Origin of the sequence: Aridibaculum aurantiacum, assembly GCF_017355875.1 — a bacterium.
Lineage (GTDB): Bacteria > Bacteroidota > Bacteroidia > Chitinophagales > Chitinophagaceae > Segetibacter > Segetibacter aurantiacus.
In genome coordinates this window covers 584,338-600,640 of the sequence record NZ_JAFEWC010000001.1, presented here as the reverse complement: position 1 = coordinate 600,640, position 16,303 = coordinate 584,338, and the positions used below count along the sequence as shown (strand labels likewise).

Annotated in this window: 19 protein-coding genes; all 19 read right to left on the bottom strand. The window is 41.5% G+C overall.

The window, feature by feature from the left end; all coding sequences use genetic code 11:
- Nucleotides 1-98: 98 nt before the first annotated feature.
- A complete protein-coding gene (locus J4N22_RS02585) occupies nucleotides 99-425 on the bottom strand; it encodes a helix-turn-helix domain-containing protein (protein WP_207492150.1) in 327 nt (108 codons plus the stop codon).
- Between the two features lie 5 nt (nucleotides 426-430).
- On the bottom strand, nucleotides 431-772 hold the full coding sequence (locus J4N22_RS02580; RefSeq protein ID WP_207492149.1) for a type II toxin-antitoxin system RelE/ParE family toxin: 342 nt from the start codon (nucleotides 770-772) through the stop codon (nucleotides 431-433).
- Nucleotides 773-1,023: 251 nt separating this feature from the next.
- Complete coding sequence (locus J4N22_RS02575; protein WP_207492148.1) at nucleotides 1,024-1,314, bottom strand: transcriptional regulator; 291 nt, start codon at nucleotides 1,312-1,314, stop codon at nucleotides 1,024-1,026.
- The gene (locus tag J4N22_RS02570) at nucleotides 1,307-1,978 is read right to left on the bottom strand and encodes a hypothetical protein (protein WP_207492147.1); all 672 of its coding nucleotides are present in this window, start codon (nucleotides 1,976-1,978) and stop codon (nucleotides 1,307-1,309) included. Before J4N22_RS02570 ends, J4N22_RS02575 begins: the two co-directional genes overlap by 8 nt.
- A complete protein-coding gene (locus J4N22_RS02565; protein ID WP_207492146.1) occupies nucleotides 1,975-2,577 on the bottom strand; it encodes a hypothetical protein in 603 nt (200 codons plus the stop codon). Before J4N22_RS02565 ends, J4N22_RS02570 begins: the two co-directional genes overlap by 4 nt.
- A gap of 63 nt (nucleotides 2,578-2,640) precedes the next feature.
- Nucleotides 2,641-3,273 carry a hypothetical protein gene (locus J4N22_RS02560; RefSeq protein WP_207492145.1) on the bottom strand — a complete coding sequence of 211 codons (633 nt, stop codon included), beginning with the start codon at nucleotides 3,271-3,273 and terminating at the stop codon, nucleotides 2,641-2,643.
- A 92-nt stretch (nucleotides 3,274-3,365) separates the two neighbouring features.
- Nucleotides 3,366-3,677, bottom strand: a complete 312-nt coding sequence (locus J4N22_RS02555; protein ID WP_207492144.1) for a 2TM domain-containing protein — start codon at nucleotides 3,675-3,677, stop codon at nucleotides 3,366-3,368.
- Between the two features lie 302 nt (nucleotides 3,678-3,979).
- The gene (locus J4N22_RS02550) at nucleotides 3,980-6,202 is read right to left on the bottom strand and encodes a TonB-dependent receptor (protein ID WP_207492143.1); all 2,223 of its coding nucleotides are present in this window, start codon (nucleotides 6,200-6,202) and stop codon (nucleotides 3,980-3,982) included.
- Nucleotides 6,203-6,367: 165 nt separating this feature from the next.
- The gene (locus J4N22_RS02545) at nucleotides 6,368-7,219 is read right to left on the bottom strand and encodes an endonuclease/exonuclease/phosphatase family protein (RefSeq protein ID WP_207492142.1); all 852 of its coding nucleotides are present in this window, start codon (nucleotides 7,217-7,219) and stop codon (nucleotides 6,368-6,370) included.
- A gap of 125 nt (nucleotides 7,220-7,344) precedes the next feature.
- Entirely contained in the window at nucleotides 7,345-7,785 is a 441-nt protein-coding gene (locus tag J4N22_RS02540) for a DUF2059 domain-containing protein (protein WP_207492141.1), read from the bottom strand.
- Between the two features lie 115 nt (nucleotides 7,786-7,900).
- On the bottom strand, nucleotides 7,901-8,131 hold the full coding sequence (locus J4N22_RS02535) for a helix-turn-helix domain-containing protein (RefSeq protein WP_207492140.1): 231 nt from the start codon (nucleotides 8,129-8,131) through the stop codon (nucleotides 7,901-7,903).
- Nucleotides 8,132-8,134: 3 nt separating this feature from the next.
- A complete protein-coding gene (locus J4N22_RS02530; RefSeq protein WP_207492139.1) occupies nucleotides 8,135-8,785 on the bottom strand; it encodes a hypothetical protein in 651 nt (216 codons plus the stop codon).
- Nucleotides 8,786-8,801: 16 nt separating this feature from the next.
- Nucleotides 8,802-9,392, bottom strand: a complete 591-nt coding sequence (locus J4N22_RS02525) for a DUF2975 domain-containing protein (RefSeq protein ID WP_207492138.1) — start codon at nucleotides 9,390-9,392, stop codon at nucleotides 8,802-8,804.
- Nucleotides 9,393-9,652: 260 nt separating this feature from the next.
- A complete protein-coding gene (atpA, locus tag J4N22_RS02520; protein WP_207492137.1) occupies nucleotides 9,653-11,230 on the bottom strand; it encodes a F0F1 ATP synthase subunit alpha in 1,578 nt (525 codons plus the stop codon).
- Nucleotides 11,231-11,375: 145 nt separating this feature from the next.
- Nucleotides 11,376-11,939, bottom strand: coding sequence for an ATP synthase F1 subunit delta (atpH, locus tag J4N22_RS02515; protein WP_207492136.1), 564 nt, complete (start codon nucleotides 11,937-11,939; stop codon nucleotides 11,376-11,378).
- 135 nt (nucleotides 11,940-12,074) lie between these two features.
- Nucleotides 12,075-12,569 carry a F0F1 ATP synthase subunit B gene (atpF, locus tag J4N22_RS02510; RefSeq protein WP_207492135.1) on the bottom strand — a complete coding sequence of 165 codons (495 nt, stop codon included), beginning with the start codon at nucleotides 12,567-12,569 and terminating at the stop codon, nucleotides 12,075-12,077.
- A 147-nt stretch (nucleotides 12,570-12,716) separates the two neighbouring features.
- Nucleotides 12,717-12,962, bottom strand: a complete 246-nt coding sequence (gene atpE, locus J4N22_RS02505; RefSeq protein WP_242692025.1) for an ATP synthase F0 subunit C — start codon at nucleotides 12,960-12,962, stop codon at nucleotides 12,717-12,719.
- 38 nt (nucleotides 12,963-13,000) lie between these two features.
- Nucleotides 13,001-14,074 carry a F0F1 ATP synthase subunit A gene (gene atpB, locus J4N22_RS02500; RefSeq protein WP_242692024.1) on the bottom strand — a complete coding sequence of 358 codons (1,074 nt, stop codon included), beginning with the start codon at nucleotides 14,072-14,074 and terminating at the stop codon, nucleotides 13,001-13,003.
- A gap of 379 nt (nucleotides 14,075-14,453) precedes the next feature.
- Nucleotides 14,454-16,301 carry an ABC transporter ATP-binding protein gene (locus J4N22_RS02495; RefSeq protein WP_242692023.1) on the bottom strand — a complete coding sequence of 616 codons (1,848 nt, stop codon included), beginning with the start codon at nucleotides 16,299-16,301 and terminating at the stop codon, nucleotides 14,454-14,456.
- Between the last annotated feature and the right edge of the window lie 2 nt (nucleotides 16,302-16,303).

Here is a 16,303-nt window from a genome sequence, read left to right as displayed (position 1 = left end):
TACATCAAAGGTAGGTTCAAATTCAATGGATAAAGTGGTTCACTCTTGAAGAGTGAGCCACTTTATGGAGCGCCTCTTGCATCTGCTCCTAAAATTTTTTAAGAGAGTTGTAAGTGTTTGTTTTCTATAGTTACATTAAAATGAATGTCTGCTTTAAGTGCTTTGAATACTTTTAAAATGGTATCAATAGTTGCACTGTTCGCACTGCTCTCTAACTTAGAAATCTGCGCTTTCTGAACACCCACCAATTCACCCAATTGCTCCTGCGTCAGATTGCGCTCCTGCCTCGCTTTTTTGATCATGTGACCCAGTACATCCATGCGCAGTTTATAATCGTACTTTTCTCTCTCCTTTGTTCCCTCTTTGCCTATGTATTTGTCCTTCATCTCGGCAAGGGAATAGGTTTTTATTTTTGACTTTGCCATTATGCTTAATCTTTAATTTTCTCTTCAAAGTATTTTTTTCGAAGCTTTTCTGCCCTTTCAATTTCTTTAGCAGGCACTTTGTCTACCTTCTTAATAAAACCATGTGTCGCTATAACAAGCGTTTCTTTGTTATCAATCTTGTCCCAAAAAGCAAGCAGCCGTATCTGTTTGCCGGCATACCTGGTTCTGAACTCCCAGATCTCTTCCTGCAACTTTTTAAACAGTCTCGGATCGTTTGTCTGCTCAGCCAGATCTATATTGTAAATGACTTTTGCAGCCGACTTCCTGTCAAGGGTGGCTAAAAACTTGTTCGCCTCTTCTAGAAATCTTGTTTCAAAATAGCGCACAGTTAACTTTTGCCAAAGGTAAATAATGTTTCCAAATTAGGAAACCGGAAGTTGACTTCTTTAGAATGATATACTTCAAGCCATCACGCTAGTTCTTTCTGAAGGTCCTGTTTCTTTGTGATGCGCAGAGGTTCTGAATTGGTTTGGAGGAAGAGAAGGCTTTATTAAAACCCATGAAGTGCAGAGTAAATATTATTATGAGCAATAGCTAGAGTGGCTCACTCTTAAAGAGTGAGCCACTCTAATTTTCATTACTTACCTATATTCAAATATCCCTGCAACGCCTTTACATATGCTTCAAAGGCTGCCACTCCTTTCTGGGTGATCTTACAAGTGGTTTGCGGGTAATTGTCTTTAAACTGTTTGGTCACATCTATATAACCAGCTTCTTTAAGCTTCTGCACCTGCACACTTAAGTTACCAGCAGTAGCATTGGTTTTCTCTTTAATAAAAGTGAATTCTGCTTCTTTCACACTGATCAGCAAACTCATCACTGCCAGGCGTAACTGGGAATGTAATATGGGATCTAATTCATTAAACACCTGTATGCTCCTTTCTTGAATTCCTGGCTGCTACTTTCTTGAATTCCATATTAGCTATGTGTCCTGGAATGATATAACCAAATAATACACCTGCTCCATGCAAAATCATTACCCACGAAAAATGCGTAACACCTTCGTCATGCGTACCTGTAATTATTCTAGGAATGAATAGTGCAACAAAAGCCAGCGCCCACATTGCAAAAGCTCCAACCATAGAAGGTTTGAAGTTCAGCAAGGCTCCGTATATCAGTATCCAAAAGCCATAAAGGTTCATCAGCAGCGGGAAGCCTTTGCTTGGGCTAATGCCAATATTCATACTGATGATGATAAACATTAAGCAGACAAAAAAGCCAATGTTCAATTTCTTGAAAATGTCTTTGGTATACGTTCTTACTTTTACTTTTTGCTTCAGTACAAAATTCTTGAAAGTTTCATAGATGGCGAGCAGGATGACGATGAAGCCAAATGCATTCCAAAAAAAGAAAGTTGACAACCACTGGTATTGGAGGTTGATGACAGTACCAATAGATGAAATAAACAACAGCCAACCCCAGATGATCCATCCCATTCCATCATCTTTTTGTTCGCGCTTGGCGGTGTCTATCATCTGCTGAATGATGAGCAAACTATCCTGCCCGCTTAATGGTTCTACATCATTTTTCATGAATGCTGTCTTTTGAATTTTGATTGAAGTGCATAACCAGGAATGATCCATGCTGTTATCATTGCTATTCCAAACATGAGTACCTGGTATTCATGTGGTATATAATTAGAAATAATTGATAACAACCAACAACAAATCCCTCCAATGATCAATGGACGAAACTTGAGGATAATGCCAGAGAGGAATGTAGGTATACCATAAAGAACAAGAATTACAGGAGCGATCAACCTGTAGTATTGCGAACCCAGTTCATGCACCAACGCAAATCCTGCAATGAACATACTTGCGATGAAAGCGATCCATACATAGCCTATAATATCGTCAGTGTATGTTCTTACTACTTCCTTCCTTTTGTTGCGCTTCAGGTAAATGGCCTGGTAAATTGCCATTACCCACGTAAGCAGCCATACAACCGGGGCATTGCGAAACCCAAAAAATTTCCATAAAACAAAATGGCTGACACTGCACAAAAGCACTACCCAACCCCAGATAAGATAAAGATGCCCATTATCGCTAAAGTTGTTCTTAGCTCTATTGATCATGCTTTCGATCAGTTGCAGGCTATCAGCAGGATGCATGGCATTTTCATTCTTTTGCATAGGCGCGGTTGATTTGTAAAAATAGCTGAGGCTGTAAAGCCAGAGCCTGGTTTTTTATACACATTAGTTGCATTGCTCCAGCAGTTTTTCAGCATTCTTCTTACCCCATGATGGATGCAGTTCAGAAGCAGGTTTGAAAGTTTCGTACAACTGAACTGATTTCTGAAACACAGGTTTGGCTTTGTCCTTACCACCACCGAACTGCGCAGGAGTGCCCATTAAAGATTGTCCTTCCAAGTAATAAATGCGCGGATTTTCAGGATCTAGTTTCTTAGCTGTTACCAATGCTTTATTTGCTTCCATACCATAAGTCTGGAACCGTGTCATAGGATCTACCAACATCTGAATGGTTGCTATCATGTTTTTTACAATAGCTGTTTCAGCATTTGTTTCCAGAGCTTCTGCTTTAGTCAATAATGATGACGCTTTAGCCGCTACTTCATCTTTGTTGGCTGACTGGTCTCTGAAGCCGCGCCATACATGCGCCAGCGATGCATAATAATAAGGCAGCCATTGGTTCTTTTCTGCATCGGCTATGCGTTCAAAAGCTGCAGCTACTGCTTTGTATTCCTCGGGTGTTTGCGCAGCATATAGTTTATCAATATTCGCTTTCATGGCGCCTACATATTTTTCACTTTGGGCAATAGAAAAGAGAGAGCTGAAAGTAACAAGCGTTACAAAAAGTAATTGTTTCATGAGTTATTATTTTTAATTATGAGCTATGATTTATGAATTATAAATGTGAATTGGGACTGGGCGAGTAGCATCAACTTTTAATTTTCAATTTTTCATTTTTCATTTGACCTCTTCATCTTCTCATATTCCTTTTCAGCAGAGAAAACATTGTCACCATGATACGCACCGAAATATTGGAAGGCAAGGCCGATACCCCACCCAAGCATAGGCCAGACAGGCCAGAAATAAGAATGGCTTCCACTGGTAAAATACCAGGTTGCGATTAGGAACAGGTTCACAAAGATGTAGGCCAGCAGGCTGTACTTAAAACCAGCTCTACGTTTAGCCATCTGCCATAGCACATCATCCCTTCGCAGATCATCAGCATGATTAGCCGAGGTTGTTTGTTTCGTTGTTGTTTCCATATGGTGAAAGTTTTGTTTGTGGTTTGTGGTTTCTAGTTTTTGGTTCCTGGTTTCTGGTTTCTGGTTTCTAGTTTCTGGTTCCTTGTTGCTGATGTGTTTCTCAATCTCAAAATCCCTCAATTTCAAATCAGAAATCCGACATCATCACATCCGATATCAGACATCCTGCTTCTCCTAAATCTCAAAATCCCTCAATCTCTAAATCAGAAATCCGACATCACCAGATCCGACATCAGACATCCTGCTTCTCCTAAATCTCAAAATCCCTCAATTTCAAAATCAGAAATCCGACATCAGACATCCTACAGATTTCCATTAATAGCATCCTGTGTTCTATCCACTCCCCAGCTTAGGAATAAGCCGACAAAGAAGAACTGTTTAGCAGGGGGAGTGATGGCTTCTTTCCGCATACCATTGTACGAATAATTGTAGCCGAATACCTGGTCCTGGTTCAGTACATTGGTTACACTTGCTACCAGTACCATGAAAGTTTTAGCATCCTTCTTACCAAGGTTCGGCAGGTAGTTCAGGCTAAAGCCGAGGTTGTGATAATCTTTAGTTTCGCCCCTATCTGCTATTGCATATTTACCTTCTGCCCTGTTTAGTTGAAAGTTGTAATAAGGCCTGCCTGTAGCATAAGTATAAGTAAAGTTGAAGCCGGTCTTCCACTGCGTAACAAAGCGCTTGGTAACAAGATTAGCAGTATGCGGTGTAGCAAAAGTTGGCTGAAGTTGTGTAGGATAATTCAGGAAGTCGCGCTTGGTGTCCAGGTAGGAATAGCTGATCCAGTAGTCCAGGTTTTTCACCGTCTTCTTATCTCTCCAGAATAATTCAATACCCTTAGCAAAACCTTTCCCATTGTTGTTATAGGTTGGTGCCGTCTTTACAAGGTCCTGGTAATCCTTGTAAAAAGCTTCAACCCTGAATGTTTGCGTATTGGTAGACTTAATATAGTTCGCCAAATAATGAACCGCCTTCGTGTAACCAAGATCTGTAGTAGTCATTAGTTGCATATTCTCTGGCTTTTGGTAAAAAGTTCCATACGCAAAACTCATCTGGGCATCTTTACCTGTCTTATAAGCCAGTGAAAGACGCGGTGCAAAATTTGACCTGCTGATGATCGAAGAATATTCATATCGTACACCAGCTTTGGCTGCCAGGTTATTCGTAAAATGAATATCCGTTTCTGCAAATGCAGCTGTAAAATGATCTTGCAACATGGTATTGTAACCATTGTATTTGCTCTTTTGAAAGCCATACCAATACTCGCCACCAAAGCGAATGGTGCTTATTCCTATCAGCCGTTTTTCCAGCACAGCACGCGCTTGTGCCAGGTCATTTCTATTTTGTAATTCAAAGGTTTTTGCATCAATAAATCCAATTCCTGTTGATAATGGTTTATTCATTTGATCCTGCACTTGCTGATCTAGTTTGTCAACATTTGTACTGTAGCTAAAGCCACTATTCAGCTTCCAGCCATTTCCCAGGTTTTCTCTCCAGCTCAGGTTGTTGTACCAGTTCAAATTTTCTAAAGCGAAAGCATCTTTCAATATGGTGCTGTCAATGTTTGGTCGGCGTAAGCCCAATTTATTGGTAGAAAAAGTGGTGTAGTATTTTATGATGCCGCCTTTGGTCTTAATGCGAAAGTTGGCATCGCCGCTATGGAACTCGGGAACGGCGAAATAATCCGGCTTTTGTTTTACCACTTCGAAGTAAGGCTGCAGGTTGGTATAGCCATAGTTTACGCCCCATGAAGATTTTTTGTTCTTTGCCAGTTGTTGAAAACCTGCACCCAGGAATACTGTAGATAAAGAAGCACTTGCCTGCGACTGCTCCGGCATATCAATGCTTTCTAAGATCAACACCGACGATAGCGCCTGGCCATACAAAGCAGAATAACCGCCTGTGCTAAATACATTTCCTTTGAATAGAAAAGGTGAAAAGCGACCACGTGAAGCAATGTCAGGCACGCTAGTAAAAAACGGATTGTTCACAACAGTACCATCAATGATCTGCTTGGTCTCGTAGCCGGCACCACCACGCACAAACAGCCCTTCCTGTTCGCCCACCTGCTGTGCGCCCGGAAGTGTTTTTACTGCAGCAGTTATATCAGCATTTGCTCCACCTACAGTAGCTACATCAATGGAGTTAAGAACAGTTGCAGCTCTTTTACGATCACCTGCTTCAAAGCTGCCTGCGGTCACCATCACAGCCTTTAGTTCATCCAGTTTCTCCTTTAGTGTTGTTTCCAGCGCCAGGTTATCTGTACCAATCTCTAGCTGTTGCTCCAGCTCTTTATAACCTATACAGGTAATCACAAGCTGCACCGCTCCTTTTTCTGAGGTGGTAAAGCGATAGTTACCGGTAGAGTCAGAAGTAGCGCCGTCGTAACTGTCTTTTATGGAAATGCTGGCTCCGGCAATTCCCTTTCCTTTTGCATCTTTCACCCATCCTGAAATTTCTACCTGCGCATTTACGCCTGCACTTAACAGAATAAACCAAAAGAGAATTAAAAGCCTTTTCATCGCTGTAGTTTTGTAGAACAAACATAGACTAGTTTATTTTATAAACCAAACTATGAAATAAAATATTTTCTATGTAAACAGGAGCCTGCTCTTAAACGATGATTGGATCCGGATGAAGTGATGGCTGGTACAGACCCATGAAAGTCTGTGAAGGATAAGAAAAACCTACTTGATAGCTACCCGTGCAAACACAGCAAAATGATCAGAAGCAAACCGGCTGTCCCAGGTTTGGGATAGGTAGGCATGTTTTAGTACAGAAACATTGTTACGTACAAAAATGTAATCAAGGAGATTGCCAGAAGTAGGTGCTTTTCTAAAGCCGTTAAAGGTCCACGTAGGGCCGTAGTGAGGTGTTTGAGAAATGTGACGCGCATCGGTAAAGCGATCGGGATGTGCCATATCAGTAAGTAATTGTATAGGCTCATCAACTGGTGTGGCGTTAAAATCACCGGTAATGATAACAGGAGAATTTCCTGCTATTTCCGATACTTTAGATCTTAATAAGCGGGCACTTTCGCGCCTGGCCACTTTACCTATGTGGTCGAAATGTGTATTAAAAAAGTAAAAGGTCTTCCTTGTTTTTTTGTCACGCAGTTTTACCCATGTTACAACCCTAGGCAATGCTGCATCCCAACCTTTCACACCTATTACTGTAGGATTTTCACTTAACCAAAAGGTAGCGGAATCTAAAACCTTCAGCCTTGTAGTATCTACGAAAATGGCGGATAGTTCGCCCTTACTATATCCACCTTCCCTGGATTCTCCCACAGGTTTGTATGTCTTCAATCCTTGTTGCAGGTCCGTCATTTGCCCCGGCAATGCTTCCTGCACACCCAATATATGCGCATCATGAAATAGAATTTGGCTGGTCACTTTATCCTTACGGTAGGGCCAGTTGTTCAGGCTGTCTTGTGGCAACGTAAGGCGGATGTTAAAGGACATCACATTTAGATGATCCTGGCTAAAACCGGAAATAGCAATAACAAAAAAGATGGCAGGCAAGAACAAACGGCGCATAAAAACGAGTTTAGATGTAAAGGTAAGAAGGGCGCTTGCACTATCCCCCTCGCCGCTATTACTTGATTGTAAATAAAAAGCGGCCCCGATTGGAGCCGCTTTCATTGATACAAATATTGTAAAAGTTATTGTAGAACCTGCATCAGTTCAGCCATATTTTCCTGCACCTTTCTTTGTCCGAGGTGACTGCCCTTCATGGTAAGTGCATTATGACTAGCTGCCAGTTTCTTTCCAAGGTCTGTTTTATAAAAAACCGCAAGAGCCTTCAGATCAGCTTCAGAAAATTCCTGCATATAGATCTTGGTCATTTCATCTCCGATGGCTTGCCAGCTCACATGCTTCATCATAAAAGCAGTGAAAGCATCTTTTTTACTGGCCATCATTGGATTGCCTTGTATCTGCAGCTCGACCATTTGCGGAATGGTAGCATCTACATTCTGCGGCATATTCATAGCCATCATCAGGTCTTCGGCTGCCTTATAGTGACTTGTTTTTTCCTGTTGTGCCTGGGCATAAGTAAAGCTGATAGAAAATGCTAAAACTGCGAGTAAAAAGATCTTTCTCATAACGTACGTTTTTTAGATGTTGAATATATTCAATAATATATCATCAGTAGAATCTTAGAAGAAGTATAAATCATATACGCAGAACACTAACGGCACAAGTTACACGGTTATAACACTATCTCATCAATTTCTTGTAGGCCATATCATCCATATATTCTAACAGATCAGCAGGCTGGCACTCCAGCACTTTGCATATATCTTCCAGTGTAGAGAATCGGATGGCCTTTGCTTTGCCAGTTTTTAAAATACTAAGGTTGGCCATAGTGATACCTACCCGTTCGCTCAGTTCAGTCAGACTCATTTTGCGGCGAGCCAGCATTACATCAAGGTTTACTACTATGGGCATAGGTTATATGGTAAGATCATTATCCTGCTGCAAATCTTCTCCCTTGTTCATGAAATAAACAAACGAGAGAAAGATGCCCCCAAATACTGGATACAAGAAAAACAAAGGAATGCTATGATCACGAAGAAGATAGAATTCATCGCCCATTCTATATTCAAAATGTTTTCTGAAAATGATAGATGAATAAAGCATGTGCATTAACCACACGAAAAAGCAGCCTTTTCCTACATCTCTATAGGCTTTACTGATCCTTATCCTGAAGATATTATCCTCCTCTACTTTTCTTAAAGCTTTGAATAGGATAATCCCAACATATAGAATGAAGAGAAAGTCAATGATGTTGAAAGGTCCAATAGAATTGAAGATCAGCCTATCCAAAAAGGACTTCGTCTTATATAGAAGAACAGGTTGCTCGCTGTATCCAAAGTTTCCAACCGAAGTTTCAATAGAAACAGGCTTTGGAAGTTCAATGTTATTAGCCTGTACTTTATCAAATGGAATTACATCTCCTCCGGTTATAAACGTTTCAAGAAGGAACCAACTAAAACAACAAATACCTACAAAAAGAAAAGCTATTCCTTGTGTTCTGATAGCACCTGCTGTGGGTGGTTCTGATTTTACAAAATCACCCAAAATGGTTTTTAAAATAGACATACAATAATTTTTTGGGTTAAACAGTCAGGTCTTGTTCGGCTTGTAATTGTGTAGCTTTTTTATAGGAGCGGGAAAACCAAATAGCAAGCAGCCCAATCCACAGCTTTAATTGATTATCAAAACCAAAATCATGAAGAAGACGAAAACGTTTTTCAGTAAGAGCCAACACTTCTTGATTTAGATAAGCATTTCTCACAGGCTCTAGAATAAAGAAGAGGATCATTATAAAACCAGTCATTCTTAAATACCTGGCTGCATTGTCTCTAAAGGCTGAATTTTTATCAATAGTGTTAACTAACAGCAGTAGTGGAATAGAGAGAAAAAGCCAGAATAGAATCCTGAACACATCGAAGATCGATAAGAAGTTAGGAAATACTATACGTTGCAAAAGAGAGGGCTGATGGATCTCTAATTTACCTAAGGCATAAACCGTGGCTGTAGAATATGCTGCTAAAGTTGTTGCGTTCTCTGCATTATAAGGTGGGCGAACAGGAATACTTATAGATGAACTATCAATAAGCGCCATCACAATAAAGATGGGACAGCAGATGATAGCTCCCCATAACGAGAGTTTAAAGATAAAATAGTAGGATTTGAAGAACTTCATAAGCAAGTTTTGGCAAACATAACTTATTTATCGATAAACAATAATTTTTTATTAATTTCTTTAGTACATTTTTTTCAATCCTCATTGGTCTTTCAAAAAAAATCCTCAAGCAACTACTACCGCTGCAGTGTGCGACGCAACAACTGCTTAATAGAAGTACTACGGCTGGTAACAAAAAATATGTGCAAAACAAAAGCGGCTCCGATATCTCGAAGCCGCTTGTATGCTTTATCAACTGGTCAACTGACCAACCGATCAACTTACTTATAAGTACTCATCAATCCTCTTGCTAGTTCAACCATCTTGTTCAATCCCTGCTCTGGAAGATTTCCTTTCTTGAAATCTGCAAGGATCTCAGGATGCCTGTTCTCCATTTCGGTTAGGAAATGCTCTTCAAATTCTTTCACTCTCTTTACAGGAACATCGCGCAATAAACCTTGTGTACCAAGATAGATGATAGCAACCTGCTTTTCTACCGGCATTGGAGAGTATTGCAGCTGCTTCAGAATTTCCACGTTACGAGCACCTTTGTCCAATACAAGCTTAGTTGCAGGGTCAAGGTCACCACCAAACTTAGAGAAGGCTTCCATCTCGCGGTAAAGCGCCTGGTCAAGTTTCAATGTACCAGCCACCTTCTTCATTGATTTGATCTGTGCGTTACCACCCACACGGCTTACAGAAATACCTACGTTGATCGCCGGGCGGATACCTGCGTTGAACAGGTTACCTTCGAGGAAGATCTGACCATCGGTGATCGAGATCACGTTGGTTGGAATATATGCAGATACGTCACCAGCTTGTGTTTCAATGATTGGAAGTGCAGTTAAGCTACCACCACCTTTTACCAGGTGACGGATACTTTCTGGCAAATCGTTCATCTTCTGGGCGATCTCATCTTTAGCTATCACTTTTGCGGCGCGCTCAAGCAAGCGGCTGTGAAGATAGAATACGTCACCAGGATAAGCCTCACGGCCTGGCGGACGACGAAGCAACAATGACACCTCGCGGTAAGCTACAGCTTGCTTAGAAAGATCATCATAAACAATCAAAGCAGGGCGACCTGTATCGCGGAAGAATTCACCGATAGCAGCACCCGCAAATGGAGCGTAGAACTGCTGAGGAGCTGGATCAGAAGCAGAAGCTGCAACAATGGTAGTATAAGCCATTGCACCGTTCTCTTCCAATACCTTCATTACACCCGCAATGGTTGAAGCTTTCTGACCAATTGCTACATATATACAGTAAACAGGTTTGCCTGCTTCGTAGAATTCTTTTTGGTTGATGATGGTATCAACGCAGATGGCAGATTTACCAGTCTGGCGGTCACCGATCACAAGCTCACGCTGTCCACGACCAACCGGGATCATTGCATCAATTGCTTTGATACCTGTTTGAAGTGGTTCTTTAACCGGCTCACGGAAGATTACACCTGGCGCCTTACGCTCCAGTGGCATCTCGTATAGTTCGCCTTGAATAGGGCCTTTACCGTCTATTGGTTCACCCAGCATATTGATAACGCGACCTACCACACCGTCACCTACTTTTATAGATGCGATCTTACCGGTACGACGTACAGTAGCACCTTCTTTTACCAAACCTTGTTCACCCAGGAATACCACACCCACATTATCTTCTTCAAGGTTCAATGCAATCGCCTTCACCCCGCTTTCAAACTCTACCAGTTCACCGCTTCTTACATTGTTCAATCCATATATACGGGCAATACCATCACCCACCTGCAATACAGTACCAACCTCTTCCAGGTCAGCAGAGGCATTAAAATTACTCAGCTGTTGCCTCAGTATCGCTGATATTTCATCTGGCTTAATGTCAACCATGATTATGAATTTTTAATTATTGTTTGTTGTTTCTAGTTTCTTGTTCCTGGTTATTCACCGTTTCCAAGTCTTGTTCAAATTCTTTATTGATGTCTTGCTTTTGGCATCTGTACGTTTAACCAGAAACCAGTAACAAGAAACCTTTTTACCTGATCTGCTGCACAAATGCATTCTGTTCAAACTGCTTCTTTACATCACGCAGGTCGCGAACGATACTGGCATCTACCAGGTTGTTATTGAACTCAAGTACAAAACCACCAATCAGCTCTTCTTTTACAGAAGTTTCTAATTCTATATCCTGCAAGTTGGTGTCGCGTTTTATCTTGCTAATGATCGATTTTTTTACATCCTCGCTCACAGGCACAGCTGTAGTCAGCTTCACCCTGTGAATTCCTTTCAAAGCATTGTATTGATCAACCGCAGCTTCAACTATATCTACCAGGTAGTATTCCCTGTTCTTACTTACCAACAGGTTGATGAAAGCAGTACTAAGGTCAGACAGTTTTCCTTTGGTAACCGCACCTATTGCTTTGGTTTTAGTATCTACCGGCACTACAGGGCTTCTTAGCAAGGCAGCAAACTCCTTGCTACCTTTTATAAGAGCACGCATATACTGCATATCAGTATGCACCTGCTCCAGTTGATTTCTTTCAACCGCCAGGTCTATCAAACTCTTTGCATACCTGCCGGCTAAACGTGGGTTAAGCATGATTTAATTTGAAAATTTGAAAATGAGCTAATTTGAAACAAAACCAGTTAAGCTCAATTGTTATAAATCTTCTCACCGCTTTGAAACATGGAACTTGAAAGCATTTTCAAATTTTCAAATTCCTGCATTTTCAAATTAGTTGAGTTTCACCGTCTCTGCCAATCCTTTTATATAATTCTCCTGCTCTGCTTTGTTAGCAAGTTCACGACGAAGAACCTTCTCGCTCACTTCTATCACCAGCTTACCTACCTGGTTTTTCACCTCGGTAAGTGCAGCATTTTTTTGTTGTTGTATAGCAATCTGTGCATCGGCAACAATACGATCGTATTCAGCTTTTGCTTTTTCTTTTGCCTCAGCAATCATTTTGTCGCTGGCTTCCTTTGCTTCTTTCACCATGCGCGCTCTTTCTTCGCGAGCCTGTGCCATCATAGCCTCATTCTCGCTTTTCATCAGGGCCATTTCAGCCTTTACTCTTTCTGCAGTAGCCAAAGACTCAGCTATACCAGTCTCTCTTTCTTTTAATGAGCTAAGGATCGGCTTCCATGCAAACTTGCGAAGGATAACGAACACAATGATGAAAGCAACCAGTGTCCAGAAAATTAAACCTAATCCAGGTAATAACAGTTCCATAGTTAATTCAAAATTTATAATTCAAAAGTCAAAAACAAGAACGTCCCAATTTTGACTTTTTACTTTTGACTTTTACTTTTTTAAGAATTACTGCATCCTCCGCCCTGTGCTTTGGATGCAGTAATAAGTTGGTGCAAAGCACTAAGATTACTTAAGTACAGCAAGGATACCTGCGATAACTGCGAAAAGGGCAACACCCTCGATGAACGCAGCAGTCAGGATCATGTTTGCACGAATGTCGTTAGCTGCTTCTGGCTGACGAGCGATGCTTTCAACTGCACCACGACCAATTTGACCGATACCCATACCAGCTCCGATTGCTGCTAAACCAGCACCTAATGCTCCACCCAGGTGAGAAAGAGATGTAGGTCCGATTTCCAACATAATGTTCATTAATGACATACTGTTTGTTTTTGTTTATGATGAAAAATTTATAATGCGAATTCTTTTTCTTTTCCTTCTGCTGTAGGATGTGGATCGCCATGTGCTACCGCGTTACCATGTCCTTCTTCGTGTCCATGACCAGTTTCAAATGCCTGGCCAATAAATACCGCAGTAAGATTGGTGAAGATGAAGGCCTGGATAAATGCAACCAGGATCTCAATTACGTAAATAAATACGGTGAATGCCATTGATACGGGTGAAAAACCGATGCCGGCAACTGTATTCATTGCACCAAAGATGAAGATCAACGAAATGAAACAGATGATTACAATGTGACCTGCTACCATGTTGGCAAAAAGACGTATCATCAATGCCGCTGGCTTAATGAAAATACCCAGGAATTCTACCGGTATCAGGATCAGCTTAACCAGGAAAGGCACGCCTGGAGGCCAGAAGATGTGGCCCCAGAAATGACTGTTGGTGCTAAATAAGATGACAATAAGAGAGATAACAGCCAGTACCAATGTAAAAGAGATGTTACCTGTTACGTTGGCAAATCCTGGTATCAGTCCAAATAAGTTATTGATCAGGATAAAGAAGAAAATGGTCAACAGGTAAGGCATGTACTTCTCGTACTTGTGGCCAAGGTTTGGCTTACCTACTTCGTCACGTACAAAAGTGATAACAGGCTCAACCGCATTTTGAAAACCACTTGGCGCAACATTAGCACCATTGCGGCGGTATTTCTTAGCCACATTCACCATTAGTATTACCAATAAGAATAAGGCTATAAACATCTGAACTACGTTACGTGTAAGCGAAAGGTCGTAAACCTTTACGGTTTCGTCCACAGCTCCACTTTCAGTTATTGGAATGATGTGGTCGTGCTCCATTTTATAACCCTTGTAGTTCGCATGTCCATGCTCAAATTTTGAAGACATGAAAACATCCAAACCACGCTGAGGAGAATAAAGAATAACAGGAAGTGGGATTGAAATAGCATGACCATTTACATCAGCGAAATGAAACTCATGATTATCCATGATGTGTTCCATGATAACTTCAGCGGCATCAAAGTTTTTAGGATCGGCAGCATGCGCTTCGCTGTCTTCGTTTCCCATTTCAAACTGGGTTTCTTCAGTTCGTGGTTCATGGCTTTGGGCCAATAAACCGTTGGAAGACAACAAGATAAAAAAGCTAAAAACCGCTACCAATAAAGATTTGACGCTTCTGACAGGCATACCTCTTCTGAATTTTTGCGCGAAGATACGTGCAGAAACTGTGAAACCTGAAATCAAAAATTAAATTCAGCTAAATGTGCAGCATCTTCTTCAGAAAGTGGCGGAGTTTTAGCGGCGATTTTGGTTGCTAAGGCCTTGCCTTGTTCTGGTTCCTGGTTGCTGGTTTCTGGTTCCTGGTTTTGAAAACCACTCACAACCTCAAACTCCGAACATCCAACCTCCAACTTCCAACTCCCAACCTCCCACTCCAACCTCCAAATTACACAATCACTCCCTTTAGCTTTTCAAACTGCATTTCTACCAGCTTGCTGTAATGACCGCCGTTTGCCAGCAGCTCTTCGTGGTTTCCTATCTCCTTGATCTCGCCTTTATCCAGCACTATGATCTTATTTGCCTTGCGGATGGTGGACAAGCGGTGCGCTATAACTATTGATGTACGGCCGGAGATAAGTTTATCTATTGCATGTTGTATCAGCAGCTCACTCTCGGTATCTATAGATGAAGTGGCCTCATCTAATATAAGTATGGACGGATTGTACAGCAGCGCCCGTATAAAGCTGAGCAACTGTCGCTGTCCTAAGCTCAGGGTATTACCGCGCTCCATCACGTTGTAATCATATCCGCCTGGAAGACTGAGAATGAAATCATGCACATCTATCAGCTTCGCGGCCTGTTCCACCTGTTCGCGGGTGATAGCAGGATTACGGAGTGTAATATTATCCAGCACACTACCGGAAAACAGGAAGACATCCTGCAGCACCACCCCGATACTGCTGCGCAATGCATCCAGTTTATACTCCTCTATTTTAACATCATCTATTCTTATCTCCCCTTTCTGGATGTGGTATAACCGGTTCAGCAGGCTGATAATAGAGGTTTTACCGCTTCCGGTATGTCCTACCAAAGCCACGGTTTCGCCTGGTTGTACAGAAAATGAAATATCTTTTAAAACATACTGATCTTCCAGGTAAGCAAACGAAACACGGTCAAATTCTACTTTTCCTTTGATGGAGGCAGGAGCATGCTGCCCTTCATACTTAATTACATCATCGTTATCCATCACCTTAAAAACCCGCTCACTGGCTATCATACCCATTTGTATCACATTGAATTTGTCTGCAATAACTCTCAATGGCCTGAAAATCTGGTTCAGGTAAAGAATAAAAGCAATCAATAAACCTGCATCCAGCTGGTTGCCTGCAATCCACCATACAAGCAAACCCATGCTCACAGCCAGCACCACTTCTACTACCGGGAAAAATATGGAGTAGGCAAAAATGGCGTTGATGTTTGCATTGCGGTGCTCCTTGTTGATCTGGGTGAATTTTTTCAACTCTTTTTCTTCTGCAGCAAAGGCCTGTACAATATGCATCCCTGTTATATGCTCCTGTACAAATGCGTTTAGTGCAGAGACAGCATTCCGAACTCGGTTGAAAGAGCGGTTGACACTATTTTTAAAATAATAGGTAGCTACAATAAGTATGGGGAAAGGAATAAGACTAATTAGCGTCAATTGCCAATCCATATAGAACATCACGCCCAGCGTAAACAGAATAGACAGAAGGTCAGAAATAATAGGTATCAGGCCATCGGCAAAAATATCATTGATGCTTTCAATGTCATTTATGGTGCGGGTGGTAAGGGTGCCAATGGGTGTCTTATCGAACTGTGACAGGTTGAGCTTCATTATCTTCTTGTACACCGTAACGCGCAGGTCCTTTACTACACTCTGCCCCAGTGATGCGGTAATGAAGGAAAAGACAAACCGCATGGCCACTTCAATAAAAATAAAAACCAGCTGAAATATAGTAACTGAAACAATGAAGCGGTAAGCATCGGCAACATTAGTACTACCAATAAATGTGGTGAGCCACGCCGGAGGAGTGAATGCTTTACCAGTAGCAGCATCTACAGTAAGATTAATTAGATATGGACGAACCGGCGCAAAAACAGCCAAGATAATGGACAAGACAATACTCAGGTAGAAGAAACGGCCATATGGCTTTACATACTGGAAAACGCGCTTGAATAATGAATAATCAAATCCTTTCTTAACTACTGCATCGGCCATGGTTGCAAAAGTAGCGGAAAGTTCTGCTTTGTTCATAT

What these genes read in the sequence shown, in the direction of transcription:
- J4N22_RS02585 (WP_207492150.1), bottom strand. Translation starts at nt 425, where the DNA reads ATGGCAAAGTCAAAAATAAAAACCTATTCCCTTGCCGAGATGAAGGAC.
- J4N22_RS02570 (WP_207492147.1), bottom strand. Translation starts at nt 1,978, where the DNA reads ATGAAAAATGATGTAGAACCATTAAGCGGGCAGGATAGTTTGCTCATC.
- J4N22_RS02565 (WP_207492146.1), bottom strand. Translation starts at nt 2,577, where the DNA reads ATGCAAAAGAATGAAAATGCCATGCATCCTGCTGATAGCCTGCAACTG.
- J4N22_RS02560 (WP_207492145.1), bottom strand. Translation starts at nt 3,273, where the DNA reads ATGAAACAATTACTTTTTGTAACGCTTGTTACTTTCAGCTCTCTCTTT.
- J4N22_RS02555 (WP_207492144.1), bottom strand. Translation starts at nt 3,677, where the DNA reads ATGGAAACAACAACGAAACAAACAACCTCGGCTAATCATGCTGATGAT.
- J4N22_RS02550 (WP_207492143.1), bottom strand. Translation starts at nt 6,202, where the DNA reads ATGAAAAGGCTTTTAATTCTCTTTTGGTTTATTCTGTTAAGTGCAGGC.
- J4N22_RS02545 (WP_207492142.1), bottom strand. Translation starts at nt 7,219, where the DNA reads ATGCGCCGTTTGTTCTTGCCTGCCATCTTTTTTGTTATTGCTATTTCC.
- J4N22_RS02540 (WP_207492141.1), bottom strand. Translation starts at nt 7,785, where the DNA reads ATGAGAAAGATCTTTTTACTCGCAGTTTTAGCATTTTCTATCAGCTTT.
- J4N22_RS02535 (WP_207492140.1), bottom strand. Translation starts at nt 8,131, where the DNA reads ATGCCCATAGTAGTAAACCTTGATGTAATGCTGGCTCGCCGCAAAATG.
- J4N22_RS02530 (WP_207492139.1), bottom strand. Translation starts at nt 8,785, where the DNA reads ATGTCTATTTTAAAAACCATTTTGGGTGATTTTGTAAAATCAGAACCA.
- J4N22_RS02525 (WP_207492138.1), bottom strand. Translation starts at nt 9,392, where the DNA reads ATGAAGTTCTTCAAATCCTACTATTTTATCTTTAAACTCTCGTTATGG.
- atpA (WP_207492137.1), bottom strand. Translation starts at nt 11,230, where the DNA reads ATGGTTGACATTAAGCCAGATGAAATATCAGCGATACTGAGGCAACAG.
- atpH (WP_207492136.1), bottom strand. Translation starts at nt 11,939, where the DNA reads ATGCTTAACCCACGTTTAGCCGGCAGGTATGCAAAGAGTTTGATAGAC.
- atpF (WP_207492135.1), bottom strand. Translation starts at nt 12,569, where the DNA reads ATGGAACTGTTATTACCTGGATTAGGTTTAATTTTCTGGACACTGGTT.
- atpE (WP_242692025.1), bottom strand. Translation starts at nt 12,962, where the DNA reads ATGAACATTATGTTGGAAATCGGACCTACATCTCTTTCTCACCTGGGT.
- atpB (WP_242692024.1), bottom strand. Translation starts at nt 14,074, where the DNA reads ATGGGAAACGAAGACAGCGAAGCGCATGCTGCCGATCCTAAAAACTTT.
- J4N22_RS02495 (WP_242692023.1), bottom strand. Translation starts at nt 16,301, where the DNA reads ATGAACAAAGCAGAACTTTCCGCTACTTTTGCAACCATGGCCGATGCA.